This is a genomic window from Streptomyces sp. HUAS 15-9, assembly GCF_025642155.1.
GTDB lineage: Bacteria > Actinomycetota > Actinomycetes > Streptomycetales > Streptomycetaceae > Streptomyces.
In genome coordinates, this window is record NZ_CP106798.1 from 4,398,759 (window position 1) to 4,418,018 (window position 19,260).

The window sequence follows — 19,260 nt, forward strand, 5'->3', positions numbered from 1 at the left end:
CCGGGGATCAGTCCTCCGCCTCCTCGGACAGATCGTCCTGGACGCCCCGCTGCAGGACCGGCCCCTCGCCCGGGGCGAGCGTGCCGAGGATCCGCTCAAGGTCATCCATCGAGGCGAACTCGACGGTGATCTTACCCTTCTTCTGGCCCAGGTCGACCTTCACCCGCGTCTCGAAACGGTCCGACAGACGCGTCGCGAGATCGCTCAGTGCCGGGGAGACCCGGGCACCGGCACGCGGTCCCTTGGCCCGCTGTGTCGTCTGGGGCCGCGATCCCATGAGGGTCACGATCTCCTCCACGGCCCGCACCGAGAGCCCCTCGGCCACGATCCGGTGGGCCAGGCGGTCCTGCTCCTCCGAATCCTCGACGGACAGCAGTGCGCGGGCATGTCCGGCGGAGAGGACTCCGGCGGCGACCCGGCGCTGGACCGCGGGGGAAAGCTTCAGCAGACGCAGGGTGTTGGAGACCTGCGGACGGGAGCGCCCGATGCGGTCCGCCAGCTGGTCGTGCGTGCAGTTGAAGTCCTTCAGCAACTGGTCGTAGGCAGCGGCTTCTTCCAGCGGGTTCAGCTGGGCTCGGTGCAGGTTCTCCAGCAGCGCGTCCAGGAGGAGCTTCTCGTCCTCCGTGGCCCGCACGATCGCCGGGATCGCCTCGAGGCCGGCCTCACGGCAGGCACGCCAGCGCCGCTCACCCATGATGAGTTCATAGCGGGCGGGGCCGAGCTGCCGTACGACGACGGGCTGGAGGAGACCGACCTCCTTGATGGAGGTGACCAGTTCCTTCAGCGCCTCTTCGTCGAAGACCTCACGCGGCTGGCGCGGGTTCGGTGTGATGGACTCGAGGGGGATCTCGGCGAAGTGGGCGCCCACCGGAGGCGCGGGCGTCTCCGCGAAGCCGTTCATCGCCGGCTCCTCGGTTTCATGTGAAACGGGCGGCAGCGTGGCCACCTTCGCCGCGGCCACCCCACGGTCGCTCGACAGCACCGGAACCGCTGCGGGGGACGCGGGAGCCGCACCACCCAACGCGGTCTGGGCCGGTGTCCTCTCCGTCGGGGCAGCGGGAATCAGTGCGCCGAGTCCACGGCCCAGACCCCTCCGTCGCTCGCTCACTGGATCCCCTCCACCATGCTCGGGTTGTTCTGGGCGCCGATGTGGGCCTGCGTCGGGTCATAGCTGACACCGACACCCTTCAGCGCGATTTCTCGGGCGGCCTCCAGATAGGAGAGGGCACCGCTCGATCCTGGATCGTATGTCAGCACCGTCTGCCCATAGCTGGGCGCCTCGGAGATACGGACCGACCGGGGAATGCTAGTGCGCAGCACCTCATCACCAAAGTGGCTGCGCACCTCGTCCGCGACCTGGGAGGCGAGACGCGTCCGGCCGTCGTACATGGTGAGCAGGATCGTCGATACATGCAGGGCGGGGTTGAGGTGGCCCCGCACCAGGTCGACGTTGCGCAGCAGCTGCCCCAGGCCCTCCAGCGCGTAGTACTCGCACTGGATCGGGATCAGGACCTCCTGTCCCGCGACCAGAGCATTGACCGTGAGCAGACCGAGAGACGGCGGGCAGTCGATGAGGATGTAGTCCAGCGGCTGCTCGTATGCCTGGATCGCACGCTGCAGCCTGCTCTCCCGCGCCACGAGGGACACCAGCTCGATCTCCGCACCGGCGAGATCGATCGTGGCGGGGGCGCAGAAGAGCCCCTCCACATCGGGGACCGGCTGCACGACATCCGCGAGAGGCTTGCTCTCGACCAGCACGTCGTAGATGGAAGGAACATCGGCGTGATGGTCGATCCCCAGCGCAGTGGACGCATTGCCCTGTGGGTCGAGGTCGATCACCAGGACGCGGCCGCCATGCAGGGCCAGTGAAGCGGCAAGATTGACGGTCGTCGTCGTCTTGCCCACACCGCCCTTCTGGTTGGCAACGACCACGACCCGGGTCTGCTCCGGTCGTGGCAGTCCTTCGCCGGCGCGGCCCAAAGCCTCCACCGCCAGCTGGGCAGCACGACCGATCGGAGTGTCGTCCATAGGAGGCGGTGTTTCACGTGAAACATCCGCCCCCATCGACTCGGTACGGGGACCGGGGACCGGATCGGTCATCGGTCCCGCGATGTTGGCGTCGGACCGCAAGGATTCACTCTCCTCGACTTCAGGCTCGCAATGAACAGAGCCTCCCATGTCTTCGGGGTCGCGAACCAGTGAGGCCTGTTGTTCTGTGGAGAAATCCACCTCTGTGGACAACTCCGATGCCTCTCCGAGTGAACCGAGAGGCCTGCGGTCGCGGGGTTCGGCCGCCGCGCGGCCGCGACTGATGATGCCGTGCAACAGTGAGCGACGTTTCACGTGAAACACGATGCACAGCGGCCGCGGCCGGGCCCTCACGACACTCCGGCACGCATGGGTCTGGCAGCTTGTGTGGAGTACGTCTCGTCCACAGGACGGATCAGCGCCGTCGGCGTGCCCGCCCCGTACGGGCGGCCTTCGCCCGCTTCGCCGCGAACCGCACCCCGCCGGGACTCTCCCCGACCTCGACCCGCACCACCGTGGACAGCGGGTCCACGACGCCTTCACCCACGTGGAGCACGGACGTCTCCACCGCCCCGAGCTTGCTCAGCGCGGTGGCCGCGCTCTTGAGCTCCTCCTCGGCGGTGTCACCCTTCAGGGCAAGCATCTCGCCGTACGGCCGCAGCAGCGGGATGCCCCAGGTGGCCAGCCGGTCCAGCGGAGCCACGGCCCGTGCCGTCACCACATGGACCGGTGGCAGCGTGCCCATGACCTCCTCGGCACGGCCACGCACGACGGTGACGTGATCAAGACCCAGGAGCTCGACAACCTCGGTGAGGAAGGTCGTACGCCGCAGCAGCGGCTCCAGAAGCGTGATCTTCAGGTCCTCCCGGACAAGCGCCAGGGGAATGCCCGGAAGCCCCGCGCCCGAGCCGACGTCGCACACCGTCACCCCCTCGGGGACGACTTCCGAGAGCACCGCACAGTTCAGCAGGTGGCGCTCCCACAGGCGGGGCACTTCCCGCGGGCCGATCAGACCACGCTGCACGCCCGCCTCGGCGAGCAGTTCCGCGTAGCGGACCGCATCGGCGAAGCGATGACCAAACACCTCCCGCGCCTGTTCGGGCGCAGGGGGGAGCTCCGCTGCCTCCGTCACGGGGACCGTCCTTCCGTACAGCGCCGGCGCACCGAGCGCCGGCCACCAGAACTATCAGGCTGACAAAGTTCGGCCCCGTCTGCGCAACAGACGGGGCCGGTGGAATGGTGAGACCGATCAGGCGGGCAGCACGACGACGAAGCGCTGCGGCTCCTCGCCCTCCGACTCGCTGCGCAGCCCCGCGGCCTTGACCGCGTCGTGCACGACCTTGCGCTCGAACGGGGTCATCGGCTTGAGCTTCACGGGCTCGCCGGAGCTCTTGACCTCGGCGGCGGCCTTGGCACCCAGCTCGGAGAGCTCGGCGCGCTTCTTGGCACGGTAGCCCGCGATGTCCAGCATCAGCCGGCTGCGGTCCCCGGTCTCCCGGTGCACGGCCAGTCGGGTCAGCTCCTGCAGAGCCTCCAGCACCTCGCCGTCCCGGCCGACCAGCTTCTGCAGGTCGCGGCTGCCCGCGTCGCTGATGATCGACACGGAGGCGCGGTCGGCCTCGACGTCCATGTCGATATCGCCGTCGAGATCGGCGATGTCCAGCAGACCCTCGAGGTAGTCCGCCGCGATCTCGCCCTCCTGCTCCAGGCGGGTCAGGGTGTCTGCACCCTCGGCAGCGGCGGAGGTGGTGCCTTCCGTCACGGGATGGACTCCTTCTTACTTCTTGGACGGGGACTTGGGCCGCTGCGGACCCTTGCGCTGACCGGACTGGGCCTTGCTGCGGTTCCCGGTGCCGGGCTTCGGGTCCTGCTTGGCGGCGGGCTTGGCGTCCTGCGGCTCGTCGGACTTCTCCAGCGAGGTGGTCGGCGTGGGGTCGTCGGCCTGCTTCGGGCCGCCGGACTGCCGCTGCGCCTTCGACTGGCGCTTGGGCTGCTGGCGCCGGGGAGCGGCGGTCGTACCGTCCTCGGACACAGCGGCGGCCGGGCTCTCGCTCTTCACCACGGTGCCGTCGGCCTCGGCGGCGAGGCCCGCCTTGCTCAGGGCGTTGATGAACTTGCGCTCGAACTCGTTGCGGTCACGGCCCTTGGCGACAATCGCCTTGACGATGGTCTTCTCGCTGCGGCGACGGGTCTTGCCGTGGCTCGTCACGTGCTTGGTCAGACGCTCCAGGTAGGCGGCCTGGGCCTTGGAACCCGGGGTCGGGTTGTTGTGGATGACGTACATCTGCTGGCCCATGGTCCACACGTTGGTGGTCAGCCAGTAAACGAGGACACCGACCGGAAAGTTGATGCCGAAGACAGCGAACATGACCGGGAAGACGTACATCAGCATCTTCTGCTGCTGCATGAACGGTGTCTTCACCGTCGTGTCGACGTTCTTCGTCATCAGCTGACGCTGCGTGTAGAACTGCGACGCCGACATCAGGACGATCATGATCGCGGTGACGACCCGGACGTCGGTGATGGAGGCACCGAGCGACTCAACCTTCGCCGCACCGTCCGTGAACTTCGCGGCCAGCGGAGCACCGAAGATGTGCGCCTTCTGCGCGCTCTCCAGGAGACTCTGGTTGATGACACCGATGGTCTGGCCCGACGCGATGCCGTTGAGCACGTGGTACAGGGCGAAGAAGAACGGGGACTGCGCCAGGATGGGAAGGCACGAGGAGAGCGGGTTGGTACCCGACTCCTTGTACAGCTTCATCATCTCTTCGGACTGACGCTGCTTGTCGTTCTTGTAGCGCTCCTGGATCTTCTTCATCTCGGGCTGGAGCGTCTGCATGGCCCGGGTCGCCTTGATCTGCTTCACGAACAGCGGGATCAGGCAGATACGGATCAGGATCACCAGGGACACGATGGACAGGCCCCAGGCCCAGCCGGTGTCAGGGCCGAAGATGGCGCCGTACACCGTGTGGAACTGGACGATGACCCAGGAGACGGGTGTGGTGATGAAGCTGAAGAGGCTGGCAATCGTGTCCACTAATCATGCTCCTTGGGCATGGGACGAGGTCTCTGCGGCCGGGCTCGAAGGGGGCTCGGAAGGGAGCTTCCCGTCGATGGCCGGTTCGGCGGCGGAGGGCCCGCCCCTGCGTGCGCGCCAGGCGCCGCGCAGCATTTCGTGCCACCGCGGTCGCTTGCGCGGCGGAACATGGTCCACACCGCCCAGCGACCACGGATTGCACCGGAGGATGCGCCAGGCGGTGAGTGCCGTCCCCTTGATCGCACCGTGCCGGTCGATGGCTGTGTAGCCGTAGTGGGAGCATGACGGGTAGTACTTGCACACCGGCCCGAGCAGCGGACTGATCGTCCACTGGTACAGCTTGATCAGGGCCAGCAGTGGGTACTTCATCGCGCGCCCCCTCCCAGCAGCCGTTGAAGGGCGGCATCCAGGTCTCGGGCCAGCTGTGCATGGTCTGCGTCACCCGCTCCGGGCAGCGCTCGTACGACTACCAGGCTACCGGGGGGAAACAGGGCGACTCGGTCACGCATCAGATGGCGAAGTCTGCGCTTCACTGTGTTGCGTACGACCGCTCCACCCACTGCCTTGCTCACGACGAAACCCGCACGCGTCGAGGGAGCGCTCTCCCCAGGCGCGTGCGGGTCCGTGGCACCGCTACGAAGGTGGACGACGAGAAGCGGGCGGCCAGCCCGACGACCCCGTCGTACCGCGGTCGCGAAGTCCTCGCGCCGCCTCAGCCGGTTCTCGGTGGGCAGCACGACGTCATGACCTGATCGGAATCAGGCGGACAGGCGGGCGCGACCCTTGCTACGGCGGGACGCAAGAATCGCGCGGCCGGCACGGGTACGCATACGCAGCCGGAAGCCGTGGGTCTTCGCGCGACGACGGTTGTTCGGCTGGAAGGTGCGCTTGCTCACTCGGGGGCTCCAGAAAAATCGGGTAGTTGCGGGGTGCCGTCCTGGCTGTCACCGTGCGCCCACGAGTAGCTCGCGTTACGCCCGAGTGCACCGCTTACCGATCACCTTCAGTGACCTGTGCCCATCGGAGGCAGGCGGCAGCAGCCATCGACAACTCGACCTGGTCACGGTACGCGGGGCTGCGCCATCCGGTCAAACCAGGGGTCACCGCGAGACACTATCCACAGGCTGGGGACAACAACTTGAACCGCACGGGCCGCGCTGACTACCGTGGCTGAACTCCGATTCGTTCCCTTATCCCCGGCCGAGCGGGGTTCCTCCCGCCCGCCCACCCGATCTACATCCCGACCCGTCCTCGAACCACACGTTCGTGGGACCTGTGAGAGAGCGTGCCCTGTGGCTGACGTACCTGCCGATCTTGCCGCAGTGTGGCCACGAGTACTGGAGCAGCTCCTCGGTGAGGGCCGCGGTCAGGGTGTGGAGGCGAAGGACGAGCACTGGATCCGGCGCTGCCAGCCCCTCGCGCTGGTCGCGGACACCGCTCTGCTCGCCGTACCGAACGAATTCGCGAAGGGCGTACTGGAAGGCCGCCTCGCCCCGATCGTCAGTGACACCCTGAGCCGCGAGTGCGGCCGCCCGATCCGCATCGCGATCACCGTCGACGACTCCGCGGGCGAGCCCCCGGCCCCGCCGGCGCCCCCCGCCCAGCAGTCCCGCTACGAGGAGCCGGAGCTGCCCACCGGGCAGTACGACGGCTACGGCCGCCACCGCGGCGACCAGCGGCAGGGCGGCGACCAGGCTCCGCGTCCGGACCAGCTGCCGACCGCCCGTCCCGCCTATCCCTCCGAGTACCAGCGCCCCGAGCCCGGCGCCTGGCCGCGCCCCGCCCAGGACGAGTACAGCTGGCAGCAGCCGCGGCTCGGCTTCCCGGAGCGGGACCCCTATGCCTCGCCCTCGCAGGACTCCTACGGCCCGCCGTCACGCGACTCCTACGGTCCGCCGGCGCAGGACTCCTACGGCTCACAGGACTCCTACGGTCCGGGCCAGGACGCGTACGGCCCGGCCAAGGACTCGTACGGCACGCCGTCCCAGGACTACCGCCCCCAGTCGATGGAGCGTCCTGGGTACGACCACCAGCAGCGCTCCGAGTACGACCCGCCACGCGCCGACTACGACCAGCGCGACACCGTCCGCCGTGATCTGCCCGAGCCGTCCGGCCCCGGTCAGGCGCACCGCGGTGGTCCGGGCGGCTCCGGGCGCCCGGCGACCGGTGCTCCCGGCCCGCTGGCCGCGCAGCCCGCGCGGCGACCGGTCCGGGCGAGCCGACCGCGCGGCTGAACCCGAAGTACCTCTTCGACACGTTCGTCATCGGCGCCTCGAACCGCTTCGCGCACGCGGCCGCGGTCGCCGTCGCCGAGGCACCCGCGAAGGCGTACAACCCCCTCTTCATCTACGGGGAGTCCGGACTCGGCAAGACGCACCTGCTGCACGCGATCGGGCACTACGCGCGCAGCCTCTACCCGGGCACGCGCGTGCGTTATGTGAGCTCCGAGGAGTTCACCAACGAGTTCATCAACTCCATCCGCGACGGCAAGGGCGACAGCTTCCGCAAGCGCTACCGCGAGATGGACATCCTGCTCGTCGACGACATCCAGTTCCTCGCGGACAAGGAGTCGACGCAGGAGGAGTTCTTCCACACCTTCAACACGCTCCACAACGCGAACAAGCAGATCGTGCTGTCCTCCGACCGGCCGCCCAAGCAGCTGGTCACGCTGGAGGACCGGCTGCGCAACCGTTTCGAGTGGGGTCTGATCACCGACGTCCAGCCGCCCGAGCTCGAGACGCGCATCGCGATCCTGCGCAAGAAGGCGGTGCAGGAGCAGCTGAACGCCCCGCCGGAGGTGCTGGAGTTCATCGCCTCCCGCATCTCGCGCAACATCCGCGAGCTGGAGGGCGCGCTGATCCGGGTGACCGCGTTCGCGTCGCTCAACCGGCAGCCGGTGGACCTGGGCCTGACGGAGATCGTCCTCAAGGACCTGATCCCGGGCGGCGAGGACTCGGCGCCGGAGATCACGGCGACGGCCATCATGGCGGCGACGGCCGACTACTTCGGCCTCACGGTCGAGGACCTGTGCGGCACCTCGCGCGGCCGCGCCCTGGTGACCGCGCGCCAGATCGCCATGTATCTGTGCCGTGAGCTCACCGACCTGTCGCTGCCGAAGATCGGCGCCCAGTTCGGCGGCCGAGACCACACGACCGTGATGCACGCCGACCGCAAGATCCGCGCGCTGATGGCCGAGCGGCGCTCCATCTACAACCAGGTCACCGAGCTGACCAACCGCATCAAGAACGGCTGACCGCCAGCCCCTCATGCGGTGAAGGCGCCCCCGGGAGGACATCCGGGGGCGCCTTTCGTCGTTCCACTGGGGCTTCGACCGTCACCCGGCGGCAACCCGATGTTCGATTACCAGCCGGGTTACGGCCTCTCTCCACAGATTCGGTGACTTTCTTCCGTCCACATCCTGGGGACTGTGGAGTTGTCCAGATCGTGTCCACAGCGGACCCGGTTGAAAGACCATCAGACCAGGTCACCTGGTTGTGGATTGGTGGACGAAGGATCTCCACAGACTGTGGACGAAGGAAAGATCCACAGGCTGTGCACGGAGTTGTCCACCGGCGGCCCACAGGCTGGGGCCGGTTGTCCCCAGCGATCCCCAGCTTCTCCACATGGCTGTCCACTGTTCGGCAACGCGGCGCACCCGATCACCGCGTCGAGTGAAAGGCGTCACATCAAGGTGCCGGGTTGGGGTGTGGGAAACGTGGGTAAATCTGGGGACGCAGCTGGGGAGAACTGCCCTCGGGCTGTGGGCGGTGTGTGCAGAACTTCTTGTTCTCCACAGAGACGCCCGGTTGTCCACCGCCGTCACCCACAGGACCGGTGGACAAAATTTCCGCGCTGAGCTGGGCAAACGTGGTTATCCACGGTATCCACAGGCCCTACTACTACTTCCGACTAGAGAGAGTGCGGAATCCGTTTCGAAGCGGGGCCTGTGCACAACTCGCCGTTTCGAGCCCGGCTGCCCCTCGGCACGACTTGACCCCGACGGGCACCTACTGTCAGTGCCGTGCGTCAGACTGGTCCCCGGTGTTCTTCCCGCCACAGTGGGCGGTGACACCGAGTCGTAGGGCTCAGTAGCAACAGCAGGAGGCGGCTTACGGTGAAGATCCGGGTGGAACGCGACGTACTCGCGGAGGCAGTGGCCTGGGCGGCACGCAGCCTTCCGGCCCGTCCGCCGGCGCCTGTCCTCGCCGGCCTGCTTCTGAAGGCCGAGGACGGCCAGCTGAGCCTGTCCAGCTTCGACTACGAGGTCTCCGCGCGGGTGTCCGTCGAGGCCGAGGTCGAGGAGGAGGGCACGGTCCTGGTCTCCGGCCGTCTGCTCGCCGACATCTCCCGCGCCCTGCCCAACCGGCCGGTGGAGATTTCCACAGACGGTGTACGGGCGACGGTGGTCTGCGGCTCCTCGCGCTTCACACTCCACACCCTGCCTGTGGAGGAGTACCCGTCCCTGCCCCAGATGCCGAACGCGACGGGCACGGTCCCCGGTGAGGTCTTCGCCTCCGCCGTCCAGCAGGTCGCCATCGCCGCGGGGCGCGACGACACCCTGCCCGTCCTCACCGGTGTGCGCATCGAGATCGAGGGCGACACGGTCACCCTGGCCTCCACCGACCGCTACCGCTTCGCGGTCCGTGAGTTCCTGTGGAAGCCGGAGAACCCCGACGCCTCCGCGGTCGCCCTGGTGCCCGCCAAGACGCTCCTGGACACCGCCAAGGCGCTCACCAGCGGCGACAGCGTGACCCTTGCGCTGTCCGGCTCGGGCGCGGGCGAGGGTCTGATCGGTTTCGAGGGGGCCGGGCGGCGGACCACGACCCGCCTGCTGGAGGGCGACCTCCCGAAGTACCGCACGCTGTTCCCGACCGAGTTCAACAGCATCGCCGTGATCGAGACCGCCCCCTTCGTGGAGGCCGTCAAGCGCGTCGCCCTGGTCGCCGAGCGGAATACCCCGGTGCGGCTGAGCTTCGAGCAGGGTGTGCTCATCCTGGAGGCCGGCTCCAGCGACGACGCACAGGCTGTGGAAAGGGTCGACGCACAGCTGGACGGCGACGACATCTCGATCGCCTTCAACCCGACCTTCCTGCTCGACGGTCTGAGCGCCATCGACTCCCCGGTGGCCCAGCTGTCGTTCACGACGTCCACGAAGCCCGCGCTGCTCAGCGGCAAGCCGGCGGTGGACGCCGAGGCGGACGAGGCCTACAAGTACCTGATCATGCCGGTGCGCCTCAGCGGCTGAGCGGGCCGCGTTCCCACCGGTCACCGCCCCGTCGGACGAAGCCGCAGGTGAGGGCGTACGCATGAGCGCGTATGCCCACAGATGTGCGTGAGCGTCCGGGTTTAGGCTCGGACGTGGGTACGAAGGTGCCCCACACGTCACACAGCAACCTAAGGATCAACTGATGGACCTCGGTCTCGTCGGCCTCGGCAAGATGGGCGGCAACATGCGCGAGCGGATTCGCCGCGCGGGCCACACCGTCATCGGATACGACCGCAACGCGGACCTCGCGGATGTCCCCAGCCTGGAAGAGCTTGTGGGCAAGCTCTCCGGCCCGCGCGTGGTCTGGGTGATGGTCCCGGCCGGTGAGCCCACGCAGTCCACGATCGACGAGCTCGCCGAGCTCCTGGAGCCCGGCGACGTGGTCGTGGACGGCGGCAACTCCCGCTGGACGGACGACGAGCGGCACGCCCGGGAGCTGGCCGCCAAGGGCATCGGCTTCGTCGACTGCGGTGTCTCCGGCGGCGTCTGGGGCCTGGAGAACGGCTACGCGCTGATGTACGGCGGCGACGCCGAGAACGTCGCCAAGGTGCAGCCGGTCTTCGACGCGCTCAAGCCCGAGGGCGACCTGGGCGCGGTGCACGCGGGCAAGGTCGGCGCGGGCCACTTCGCGAAGATGGTCCACAACGGCATCGAGTACGCGATGATGCAGGCCTATGCCGAGGGCTGGGAGCTCCTGGAGAAGGTCGACTCCGTGACCGACGTCCGTGAGGTCTTCCGCTCCTGGCAGGAGGGCACGGTCATCCGTTCCTGGCTGCTCGACCTCGCGGTCAACGCCCTCGACGAGGACGAGCACCTGGACGAGCTGAAGGGTTATGCACAGGACTCCGGCGAGGGCCGGTGGACTGTGGAGGCCGCCATAGACAACGCGGTGCCGCTTCCCGCGATCACCGCCTCGCTGTTCGCGCGGTTCGCCTCCCGGCAGGAGGACTCGCCGCAGATGAAGATGATCGCCGCGCTGCGCAACCAGTTCGGCGGTCACGCCGTGGAGAAGAAGTAGTCCACGAAGAAATGGTCCACAGGGTCGCCCCGCGATCCACAACCTTGGGGGAGGTCGGCGAACGACCATGCACGTCACGCATCTGTCGCTGGCCGACTTCCGCTCGTACGCCCGGGTCGAGGTCCCGCTCGACCCGGGCGTCACCGCCTTCGTCGGCCCCAACGGGCAGGGGAAGACGAATCTCGTCGAGGCCATCGGCTATCTCGCCACCCTGGGCAGCCACCGGGTCGCCTCCGACGCTCCCCTGGTCCGCATGGGCGCCGACCGCGCGATCATCCGGGCGCAGGTCAGACAGGGCGAACGGCAGCAACTAATCGAGCTGGAGCTGAACCCGGGCAAGGCCAACCGCGCCCGTATCAACAGGTCCTCGCAGGTCAGGCCGCGTGATGTGCTCGGGATCGTACGGACCGTGCTGTTCGCGCCCGAGGACCTCGCCCTGGTCAAGGGCGACCCCGGTGAGCGGCGCCGCTTCCTCGACGAGCTGATCACCGCCCGCTCCCCGCGCATGGCGGGTGTGCGCTCCGACTACGAGCGGGTGCTCAAGCAGCGCAACACGCTCCTGAAGTCGGCCGCGCTGGCCCGTCGGCACGGCGGCCGTTCCATGGACCTGTCCACGCTCGACGTGTGGGACCAGCATCTGGCGCGCGCGGGCGCCGAGCTGCTCGCCCAGCGCCTCGATCTGATCGCCGCGATCCATCCGCTGACCGACAAGGCGTACGAGCAGCTGGCCCCCGGCGGCGGTCCTGTCGCCCTGGAGTACAAGCCGTCCGCCCCCGGCGAGGCCCACACGCGCGAGGACCTCTGCGCCCAGCTGATGGCGGCCCTGGCCGACGCCCGTAAGCAGGAGATCGAGCGGGGCGTGACGCTGGTGGGCCCGCACCGTGACGATGTGATCCTCAGACTCGGTCAGCTGCCCGCCAAGGGGTACGCCTCCCACGGCGAGTCCTGGTCCTGTGCGCTGGCGCTGCGCCTGGCGTCGTACGACCTTCTGCGCGCGGAGGGCAATGAGCCGGTGCTGATCCTGGACGACGTGTTCGCCGAGCTGGACGCCCGGCGCCGGGAGCGGCTGGCCGAGCTGGTCGCGCCCGGTGAGCAGGTCCTGGTGACCGCCGCGGTCGACGACGACGTGCCGCACGTGCTGGCGGGGGCGCGGTACACCGTGGCCGAGGGGACGGTGGAGCGCGTATGAGCGGCGACGAAACCGCTCCCCAGGGCCCCGGGAAGGCTCCCGAGCCCTCCGGGGTCGACCTGGCGCGCGTGGCGTTGCGCGCCGCGAAGGAGCAGGCGCGCGCGCGTGGCGCCGCGGCGCAGGAGAGGAAGCAGGCGCGGCGCGGTGGCCTGCGCTCCGGCGCGCGCGCCGACGGCCGCGACCCCATGGCGCTCGGTGCCGCGATCAACCGGCTGATCAATGAGCGCGGCTGGGAGACGCCGGCCGCGGTGGGCGGGGTCATGGGCCGCTGGCCGCAGATCGTCGGCGAGGACCTGGCCAAGCACTGCGTACCGCAGCGGTACGACGAGGACGAGCGTGTCCTGAGCGTGCAGTGCGACTCCACGGCGTGGGCGACCCAGCTGCGGCTGCTGGCCCCGACGCTGGTCGCCCGGCTCAACGAGGACCTCGGCCACGGCACCGTGAAGCTGATCAAGGTGAACGGTCCCGGTGGTCCCGTCCGCCGCTACGGCTCCTTGCGCGCCCCGGGGAGCACGGGCCCCGGTGACACCTACGAGTGACATACCTCACGTGGTGGAGCCGGTGCGCGGTGCCGTCGTACACAGGCGCGACGTCTTGTCGTACGACCGCACGCGGTGGCGAATCCCGACCTGACCCCGGAGTAGCCAAGGGTTGACAGCCGGAAGCGCTGAGTGCCTCCGTGAGCCTCTTGGAGCCCCCTTCCGTATATCGGGACCCGGCCGAGACCGGTTCAGGGCGGCACATGGGGACTCAGGTACCGGCAAACCCCCATCACTGTCGGCGCTACCGGTAGACTGGAAGCCAATCCCGCCCCAGTCGTGGGGAGGCCCGGGAAAAGCTGAGCAACGCTGATCAAGGCTTACCAACGCAACATGCCGCAGCCGCTCCGGCAACCCTTCCCCAAGGGGGCGCCCCCAGGAGTCCGGCTCGTGCTGTGCCAGTGCCAGAAAGGGCGCTTCGTGGCCGATTCCGGCAACCCCAACGAGAACATCCCGTCCACCGACGCCGGCGCGAACGGTGAGGTCACCGCCTCGTACGACGCCAGCGCCATCACCGTGCTCGAAGGGCTGGACGCGGTCCGCAAGCGACCCGGTATGTACATCGGCTCCACCGGCGAGCGCGGTCTGCACCACCTGGTGTACGAGGTCGTCGACAACTCGGTCGACGAGGCGCTGGCCGGTCATGCGGACACCATCGACGTGACGATCCTGGCCGACGGCGGTGTGCGCGTCGTCGACAACGGCCGTGGCATCCCGGTGGGCATCGTCCCCTCCGAGGGGAAGCCGGCCCTCGAGGTCGTCCTGACGGTGCTGCACGCGGGCGGCAAGTTCGGCGGTGGCGGCTACGCCGTCTCCGGCGGTCTGCACGGTGTCGGCGTGTCCGTCGTGAACGCCCTGTCCAGCAAGGTGTCGGTCGAGGTCAGGACCGACGGTCACCGCTGGACGCAGGACTACAAGATGGGTGTCCCGACGGCGCCGCTCGACCGGCACGAGGAGACGGACGAGCATGGCACGTCGGTCACCTTCTGGGCCGACCAGGACATCTTCGAGACCACCGAGTACTCCTTCGAGACGCTCTCGCGGCGTTTCCAGGAGATGGCGTTCCTCAACAAGGGCCTGACCATCAGGCTCACCGACGAGCGCGAGTCGGCGAAGGCCACGGCCGGTGCGGACGAGGCGGGCGCGGACGAGAAGGACGAGGTCAAGACCGTCACGTACCGCTACGAGGGCGGCATCGTCGACTTCGTGAAGTACCTCAACTCCCGCAAGGGCGACGTGGTGCACGCCACCGTGATCGACCTGGAGGCCGAGGACAAGGACAAGAGCCTGTCCCTCGAGGTCGCGATGCAGTGGAACAGCGGCTACAGCGAGGGTGTGTACTCCTTCGCGAACATCATCCACACGCACGAGGGCGGCACGCACGAGGAGGGCTTCCGCGCGGCCCTCACGAGCCTGATCAACAAGTACGCGCGCGACAAGAAGCTGCTGCGCGAGAAGGACGACAACCTCACCGGTGACGACATCCGTGAGGGTCTGACCGCGATCATCTCGGTGAAGCTGAGCGAGCCCCAGTTCGAGGGCCAGACCAAGACCAAGCTGGGCAACACGGAGGCGAAGACCTTCGTCCAGAAGGCGGTCTACGAGCACCTCAACGACTGGCTGGACCGCAACCCGAACGAGGCCGCGGACATCATCCGCAAGGGCATCCAGGCGGCCACCGCGCGCGTGGCGGCCCGCAAGGCCCGTGACCTCACGCGGCGCAAGGGCCTGCTGGAGTCGGCGTCCCTGCCGGGCAAGCTCTCCGACTGCCAGTCGAACGACCCCACCAAGTGCGAGATCTTCATCGTCGAGGGTGACTCCGCCGGCGGCTCGGCCAAGTCCGGCCGCAACCCGCAGTACCAGGCGATCCTCCCGATCCGCGGCAAGATCCTCAACGTGGAGAAGGCGCGGATCGACAAGATCCTGCAGAACCAGGAGATCCAGGCGCTGATCTCGGCCTTCGGCACGGGTGTGCACGAGGACTTCGACATCGAGAAGCTCCGCTATCACAAGATCATCCTGATGGCGGACGCCGACGTCGACGGCCAGCACATCAACACCCTGCTGCTGACCTTCCTGTTCCGCTTCATGCGGCCGCTGGTCGAGGCCGGGCACGTGTTCCTGTCCCGTCCCCCGCTCTACAAGATCAAGTGGGGCCGGGACGAGGTGGAGTACGCGTACTCCGACCGTGAGCGCGACGCCCTGCTGGAGCTGGGCCGGCAGCGCGGCAAGCGCGTCAGGGAGGACTCGATCCAGCGCTTCAAGGGTCTCGGCGAGATGAACGCCGAGGAGCTGCGGGTGACCACCATGGACATCGAGCACCGCGTGCTCGGCCAGGTCACCCTCGACGACGCCGCCCAGGCGGACGATCTCTTCTCGGTCCTCATGGGCGAGGACGTCGAGGCCCGCCGCGCGTTCATCCAGCGCAACGCCAAGGACGTCCGCTTCCTCGACATCTGAGTCGGTCTCAGCTGACCGCACCAGGAAGGATCTTCACCAGCAATGGCCGACGAGAACACTCCTGTCACCCCTGAAGACAGCGGCGAGGCGATCGTCCGCGTCGAGCCCGTCGGGCTCGAGACGGAGATGCAGCGCTCGTACCTCGACTACGCGATGTCCGTCATCGTCTCCCGCGCTCTGCCCGACGTCCGTGACGGTCTCAAGCCCGTCCACCGCCGTGTCCTGTACGCCATGTACGACGGGGGCTACCGCCCCGAGCGCGGCTTCTACAAGTGCGCCCGCGTCGTCGGCGACGTCATGGGCAATTACCACCCGCACGGCGACAGCTCCATCTACGACGCGCTGGTGCGTCTCGCCCAGCCGTGGGCGATGCGGATGCCGCTCGTCGACTCCAACGGCAACTTCGGCTCCCCGGGCAACGACCCGGCGGCCGCCATGCGCTACACCGAGTGCAAGATGGCGCCGCTGTCGATGGAGATGGTCCGTGACATCGACGAGGAGACCGTCGACTTCACGGACAACTACGACGGCCGCTCCCAGGAGCCGACCGTCCTGCCTGCCCGCTTCCCGAACCTGCTGATCAACGGCTCGGCCGGGATCGCGGTCGGTATGGCGACCAACATCCCGCCGCACAACCTGCGGGAGGTCGCGGCCGGCGCCCAGTGGTACCTGGAGAACCCGGAGGCCTCGCACGAGGAGCTCCTCGACGCGCTCGTCGAGCGCATCAAGGGCCCGGACTTCCCCACCGGCGCGCTCGTGGTGGGCCGCAAGGGCATCGAGGAGGCCTACCGCACGGGCCGCGGCTCGATCACCATGCGCGCGGTCGTCGAGGTCGAGGAGATCCAGAACCGCCAGTGCCTGGTGGTGACGGAGCTGCCGTACCAGGTCAACCCGGACAACCTGGCGCAGAAGATCGCCGACCTGGTGAAGGACGGCAAGATCGGCGGCATCGCCGACGTCCGTGACGAGACCTCCTCGCGCACGGGCCAGCGCCTGGTCATCGTCCTGAAGCGGGACGCGGTCGCCAAGGTCGTGCTGAACAACCTCTACAAGCACACCGACCTGCAGACGAACTTCGGCGCCAACATGCTGGCGCTGGTCGACGGAGTGCCCCGCACCCTGTCCCTGGACGCGTTCATCCGGCACTGGGTGACGCACCAGATCGAGGTCATCGTCCGCCGTACGCGCTTCAGGCTACGCAAGGCCGAGGAGCGGGCGCACATCCTGCGCGGTCTGCTGAAGGCCCTGGACGCCATCGACGAGGTCATCGCCCTGATCCGGGGCAGCGAGACCGTCGAGGTCGCGCGCACGGGCCTGATGGGTCTCCTGGAGATCGACGAGATCCAGGCGAACGCCATCCTCGAGATGCAGCTGCGCCGACTGGCCGCCCTGGAGCGCCAGAAGATCGTCCAGGAGCACGACGAACTCCAGGCGAAGATCACCGAGTACAACGCGATCCTCGCCTCGCCGGTCCGCCAGCGCGGCATCGTCAGCGCGGAGCTCGCCGCGATCGTCGAGAAGTTCGGCGAGGACCGCAAGACCATGCTGGTGCCCTACGACGGTGACATGTCCATCGAGGACCTCATCGCCGAGGAGGACATCGTGGTCACCGTCTCGCGCGGTGGCTACGTCAAGCGCACCAAGACCGTCGACTACCGGGCGCAGAAGCGCGGCGGCAAGGGTGTGCGTGGTACGAAGCTGAAGGAAGACGACATCGTCGACCACTTCTTCGTCTCGACCACGCACCACTGGCTGCTGTTCTTCACGAACAAGGGCCGGGTGTACCGGGCGAAGGCGTACGAGCTTCCGGACGCCGGGCGTGACGCGCGCGGGCAGCATGTCGCGAACCTGCTGGCCTTCCAGCCGGACGAGTCGATCGCCGAGATCCTCGCGATCCGGGACTACGAGGCGGCCCCGTACCTGGTGCTGGCCACCAAGGGGGGTCTGGTCAAGAAGACCTCGCTGAAGGACTACGACTCGCCGCGCTCGGGTGGTGTGATCGCCATCAACCTGCGGGAGCGTGAGGACGGATCCGATGACGAACTGATCGGGGCCGAGCTCGTTTCGGCCGATGATGATCTGCTGCTGATCAGCAAGAAGGCGCAGTCGATCAGGTTCACCGCTACGGACGAGTCGCTGCGGCCGATGGGCCGTGCCACCTCGGGTGTCAAGGGCATGAGTTTCCGCGAGGGCGATGAACTCTTGTCGATGAATGTTGTTCGACCCGGTACGTTCGTGTTCACTGCCACGGACGGCGGGTACGCGAAGCGGACCGTCGTCGACGAGTACCGCGTTCAGGGTCGCGGTGGCCTCGGCATCAAGGCCGCCAAGATCGTGGAGGACCGTGGATCGCTCGTCGGCGCGCTGGTGGTCGAGGAGACCGACGAGATCCTCGCCATCACGCTGTCCGGCGGTGTGATTCGTACGCGAGTCAACGAGGTCAGGGAGACGGGCCGTGACACCATGGGCGTCCAACTGATCAACCTGGGCAAGCGCGATGCCGTGGTCGGTATCGCCCGAAACGCCGAGGCGGGGCGCGAGGCGGAGGAGGTCGACGGCGAGGATGTCGTGGACGAGACCGCCGAGGGTGCCGCGGCCACCGGCACGGACGAGGGTGAGGCGCCCTCGGCCGAGTAGCACGAGGAGTGAGTCAGCGTGAGCGGAGCCACGGGCGCCGGTCCGGTCGGTAGCCCGACCGGGACCTCTGCCGGGATGCACGACGACGGCAGCGGCCGTGGCTCCGCCACGAACGCGGGAACCCCGACGGACCCGCACACGACCAATCTCAAGCCGGTCAAGTCCTCCGGGACCGACTCGCACTCGCCCGACACTCATGGATCCCAGGGGGGAACTGTGACGGACACCCGAGGCCCGCAGACCCAGCAGCACGCGGCTGGAGCGGGCCCGGCCGCTCCGGGCGCCCAGCCCCCGGCCGACGCCCCCGAGGCGCAGGCCGCTTCGCCGCTGCCCGGCGAGCGCCGAGCAGCAGCAGCCCTCCGGGCCCTACCATCCGCCGCAGGCCTACCCGGCGCAGGCTCCGGCGGGTGCCGTACGCCGGGCGCGCACCGGCGCGCGCACCACGCCCCGCACCCGCAAGGCGCGGCTGCGCGTGGCCAAGGCCGACCCGTGGTCGGTGATGAAGGTCAGCTTCCTGCTCTCCATCGCGCTGGGCATCTGCACGATCGTCGCGTCCGCCGTGCTGTGGATGGTCATGAACGCGATGGGCGTGTTCTCGACGGTCGGCGGAACCATCTCGGAGGCGACCGGCTCGAACGAGGCCAACGGCTTCGACCTGCAGGCCTTCCTGTCCCTCCCGCACGTCCTGATGTTCGCGACGATCATCGCGGTGATCGATGTCGTCCTCGCGACGGCCCTGGCCACCCTCGGCGCGTTCATCTACAACCTCTCCGCGGGCTTCGTCGGCGGTGTCGAACTGACGCTGGCCGAGGACGAGTGACCGTCGCACGAACGTTCGCTGACAGTCCTCCGACAACCGATTTTGGGACTGCCCCGGTCGTGCGCTAATCTTCAGGAGTCAGCGCGCGGGACACACCGCAGAGCGCGGCGGGGCTATAGCTCAGTTGGTTAGAGCGCATCCCTGATAAGGATGAGGCCACAGGTTCAAATCCTGTTAGCCCCACCAGCATGAAGACCCCCGGTCCAGCAAGGGCCGGGGGTCTTCGCGTGTTGTGGCACGTCAGGTTCGTGTTGTGGCATGTCATG

14 protein-coding genes, 1 tRNA gene and 2 pseudogenes are annotated in these 19,260 nt (G+C 68.2%); 9 read left to right on the plus strand and 8 right to left on the minus strand.

The features are described 5' to 3' along the window. Positions 1-7: 7 nt before the first annotated feature. The 8 genes from N8I87_RS20335 to rpmH form a co-directional block, all read right to left on the minus strand. Positions 8-1,108, minus strand: a complete 1,101-nt coding sequence (locus N8I87_RS20335) for a ParB/RepB/Spo0J family partition protein (protein ID WP_263210601.1) — start codon at positions 1,106-1,108, stop codon at positions 8-10. After that, positions 1,105-2,178, minus strand: coding sequence for a ParA family protein (locus tag N8I87_RS20340; protein ID WP_317633561.1), 1,074 nt, complete (start codon positions 2,176-2,178; stop codon positions 1,105-1,107). Before N8I87_RS20340 ends, N8I87_RS20335 begins: the two co-directional genes overlap by 4 nt. A gap of 265 nt (positions 2,179-2,443) precedes the next feature. Then, positions 2,444-3,160 carry a 16S rRNA (guanine(527)-N(7))-methyltransferase RsmG gene (gene rsmG / locus N8I87_RS20345; protein WP_263210602.1) on the minus strand — a complete coding sequence of 239 codons (717 nt, stop codon included), beginning with the start codon at positions 3,158-3,160 and terminating at the stop codon, positions 2,444-2,446. A gap of 117 nt (positions 3,161-3,277) precedes the next feature. Next, positions 3,278-3,790, minus strand: a complete 513-nt coding sequence (locus N8I87_RS20350) for a Jag family protein (RefSeq protein WP_189311399.1) — start codon at positions 3,788-3,790, stop codon at positions 3,278-3,280. Between the two features lie 15 nt (positions 3,791-3,805). Further along, on the minus strand, positions 3,806-5,065 hold the full coding sequence (gene yidC / locus N8I87_RS20355; RefSeq protein ID WP_263210604.1) for a membrane protein insertase YidC: 1,260 nt from the start codon (positions 5,063-5,065) through the stop codon (positions 3,806-3,808). Positions 5,066-5,068: 3 nt separating this feature from the next. After that, positions 5,069-5,434 carry a membrane protein insertion efficiency factor YidD gene (yidD, locus tag N8I87_RS20360; protein WP_263210605.1) on the minus strand — a complete coding sequence of 122 codons (366 nt, stop codon included), beginning with the start codon at positions 5,432-5,434 and terminating at the stop codon, positions 5,069-5,071. Beyond that, the gene (gene rnpA, locus N8I87_RS20365) at positions 5,431-5,802 is read right to left on the minus strand and encodes a ribonuclease P protein component (protein WP_263210606.1); all 372 of its coding nucleotides are present in this window, start codon (positions 5,800-5,802) and stop codon (positions 5,431-5,433) included. Before rnpA ends, yidD begins: the two co-directional genes overlap by 4 nt. 21 nt (positions 5,803-5,823) lie before the next feature. After that, positions 5,824-5,961, minus strand: a complete 138-nt coding sequence (rpmH, locus tag N8I87_RS20370; RefSeq protein ID WP_003956500.1) for a 50S ribosomal protein L34 — start codon at positions 5,959-5,961, stop codon at positions 5,824-5,826. Positions 5,962-6,357: 396 nt separating this feature from the next. Here rpmH and dnaA point away from each other — a divergent pair. From dnaA to N8I87_RS20420, 9 genes and pseudogenes are all read left to right on the plus strand, one after another. Further along, positions 6,358-8,318: pseudogene (gene dnaA / locus N8I87_RS44050) on the plus strand (chromosomal replication initiator protein DnaA). 861 nt (positions 8,319-9,179) lie between these two features. Next, complete coding sequence (dnaN, locus tag N8I87_RS20385; RefSeq protein WP_263210608.1) at positions 9,180-10,310, plus strand: DNA polymerase III subunit beta; 1,131 nt, start codon at positions 9,180-9,182, stop codon at positions 10,308-10,310. A gap of 163 nt (positions 10,311-10,473) precedes the next feature. After that, entirely contained in the window at positions 10,474-11,349 is an 876-nt protein-coding gene (gene gnd / locus N8I87_RS20390; RefSeq protein ID WP_263210609.1) for a phosphogluconate dehydrogenase (NAD(+)-dependent, decarboxylating), read from the plus strand. 67 nt (positions 11,350-11,416) lie between these two features. Next, complete coding sequence (gene recF, locus N8I87_RS20395; protein WP_263210610.1) at positions 11,417-12,538, plus strand: DNA replication/repair protein RecF; 1,122 nt, start codon at positions 11,417-11,419, stop codon at positions 12,536-12,538. Continuing rightward, positions 12,535-13,077: a DciA family protein gene (locus tag N8I87_RS20400; protein ID WP_263210611.1), complete on the plus strand. Its 543-nt coding sequence runs from the start codon at positions 12,535-12,537 to the stop codon at positions 13,075-13,077. The genes recF and N8I87_RS20400 overlap by 4 nt, the downstream gene beginning before the upstream one ends. Before the next feature lie 420 nt (positions 13,078-13,497). Next, positions 13,498-15,537 (plus strand): DNA topoisomerase (ATP-hydrolyzing) subunit B, encoded by a 2,040-nt coding sequence (gene gyrB, locus N8I87_RS20405; protein WP_263216563.1) that lies wholly within the window; start codon positions 13,498-13,500, stop codon positions 15,535-15,537. A 42-nt stretch (positions 15,538-15,579) separates the two neighbouring features. Further along, positions 15,580-18,174, plus strand: a complete 2,595-nt coding sequence (gene gyrA / locus N8I87_RS20410) for a DNA gyrase subunit A (protein WP_263210612.1) — start codon at positions 15,580-15,582, stop codon at positions 18,172-18,174. 18 nt (positions 18,175-18,192) lie between these two features. Then, positions 18,193-18,994 (plus strand): annotated as a pseudogene (locus N8I87_RS20415) (DUF3566 domain-containing protein). A 109-nt stretch (positions 18,995-19,103) separates the two neighbouring features. Next, a tRNA-Ile gene (locus tag N8I87_RS20420) sits at positions 19,104-19,180 on the plus strand. Positions 19,181-19,260 lie beyond the last annotated feature (80 nt).

Coding starts and splice junctions, on each gene's coding strand:
- N8I87_RS20340 (WP_317633561.1), bottom strand. CDS start 2,178: ATGGGAGGCTCTGTTCATTGCGAGCCTGAAGTCGAGGAGAGTGAATCC.
- yidD (WP_263210605.1), bottom strand. CDS start 5,434: ATGAAGTACCCACTGCTGGCCCTGATCAAGCTGTACCAGTGGACGATC.
- gnd (WP_263210609.1), top strand. CDS start 10,474: ATGGACCTCGGTCTCGTCGGCCTCGGCAAGATGGGCGGCAACATGCGC.
- recF (WP_263210610.1), top strand. CDS start 11,417: ATGCACGTCACGCATCTGTCGCTGGCCGACTTCCGCTCGTACGCCCGG.
- N8I87_RS20400 (WP_263210611.1), top strand. CDS start 12,535: ATGAGCGGCGACGAAACCGCTCCCCAGGGCCCCGGGAAGGCTCCCGAG.
- gyrA (WP_263210612.1), top strand. CDS start 15,580: ATGGCCGACGAGAACACTCCTGTCACCCCTGAAGACAGCGGCGAGGCG.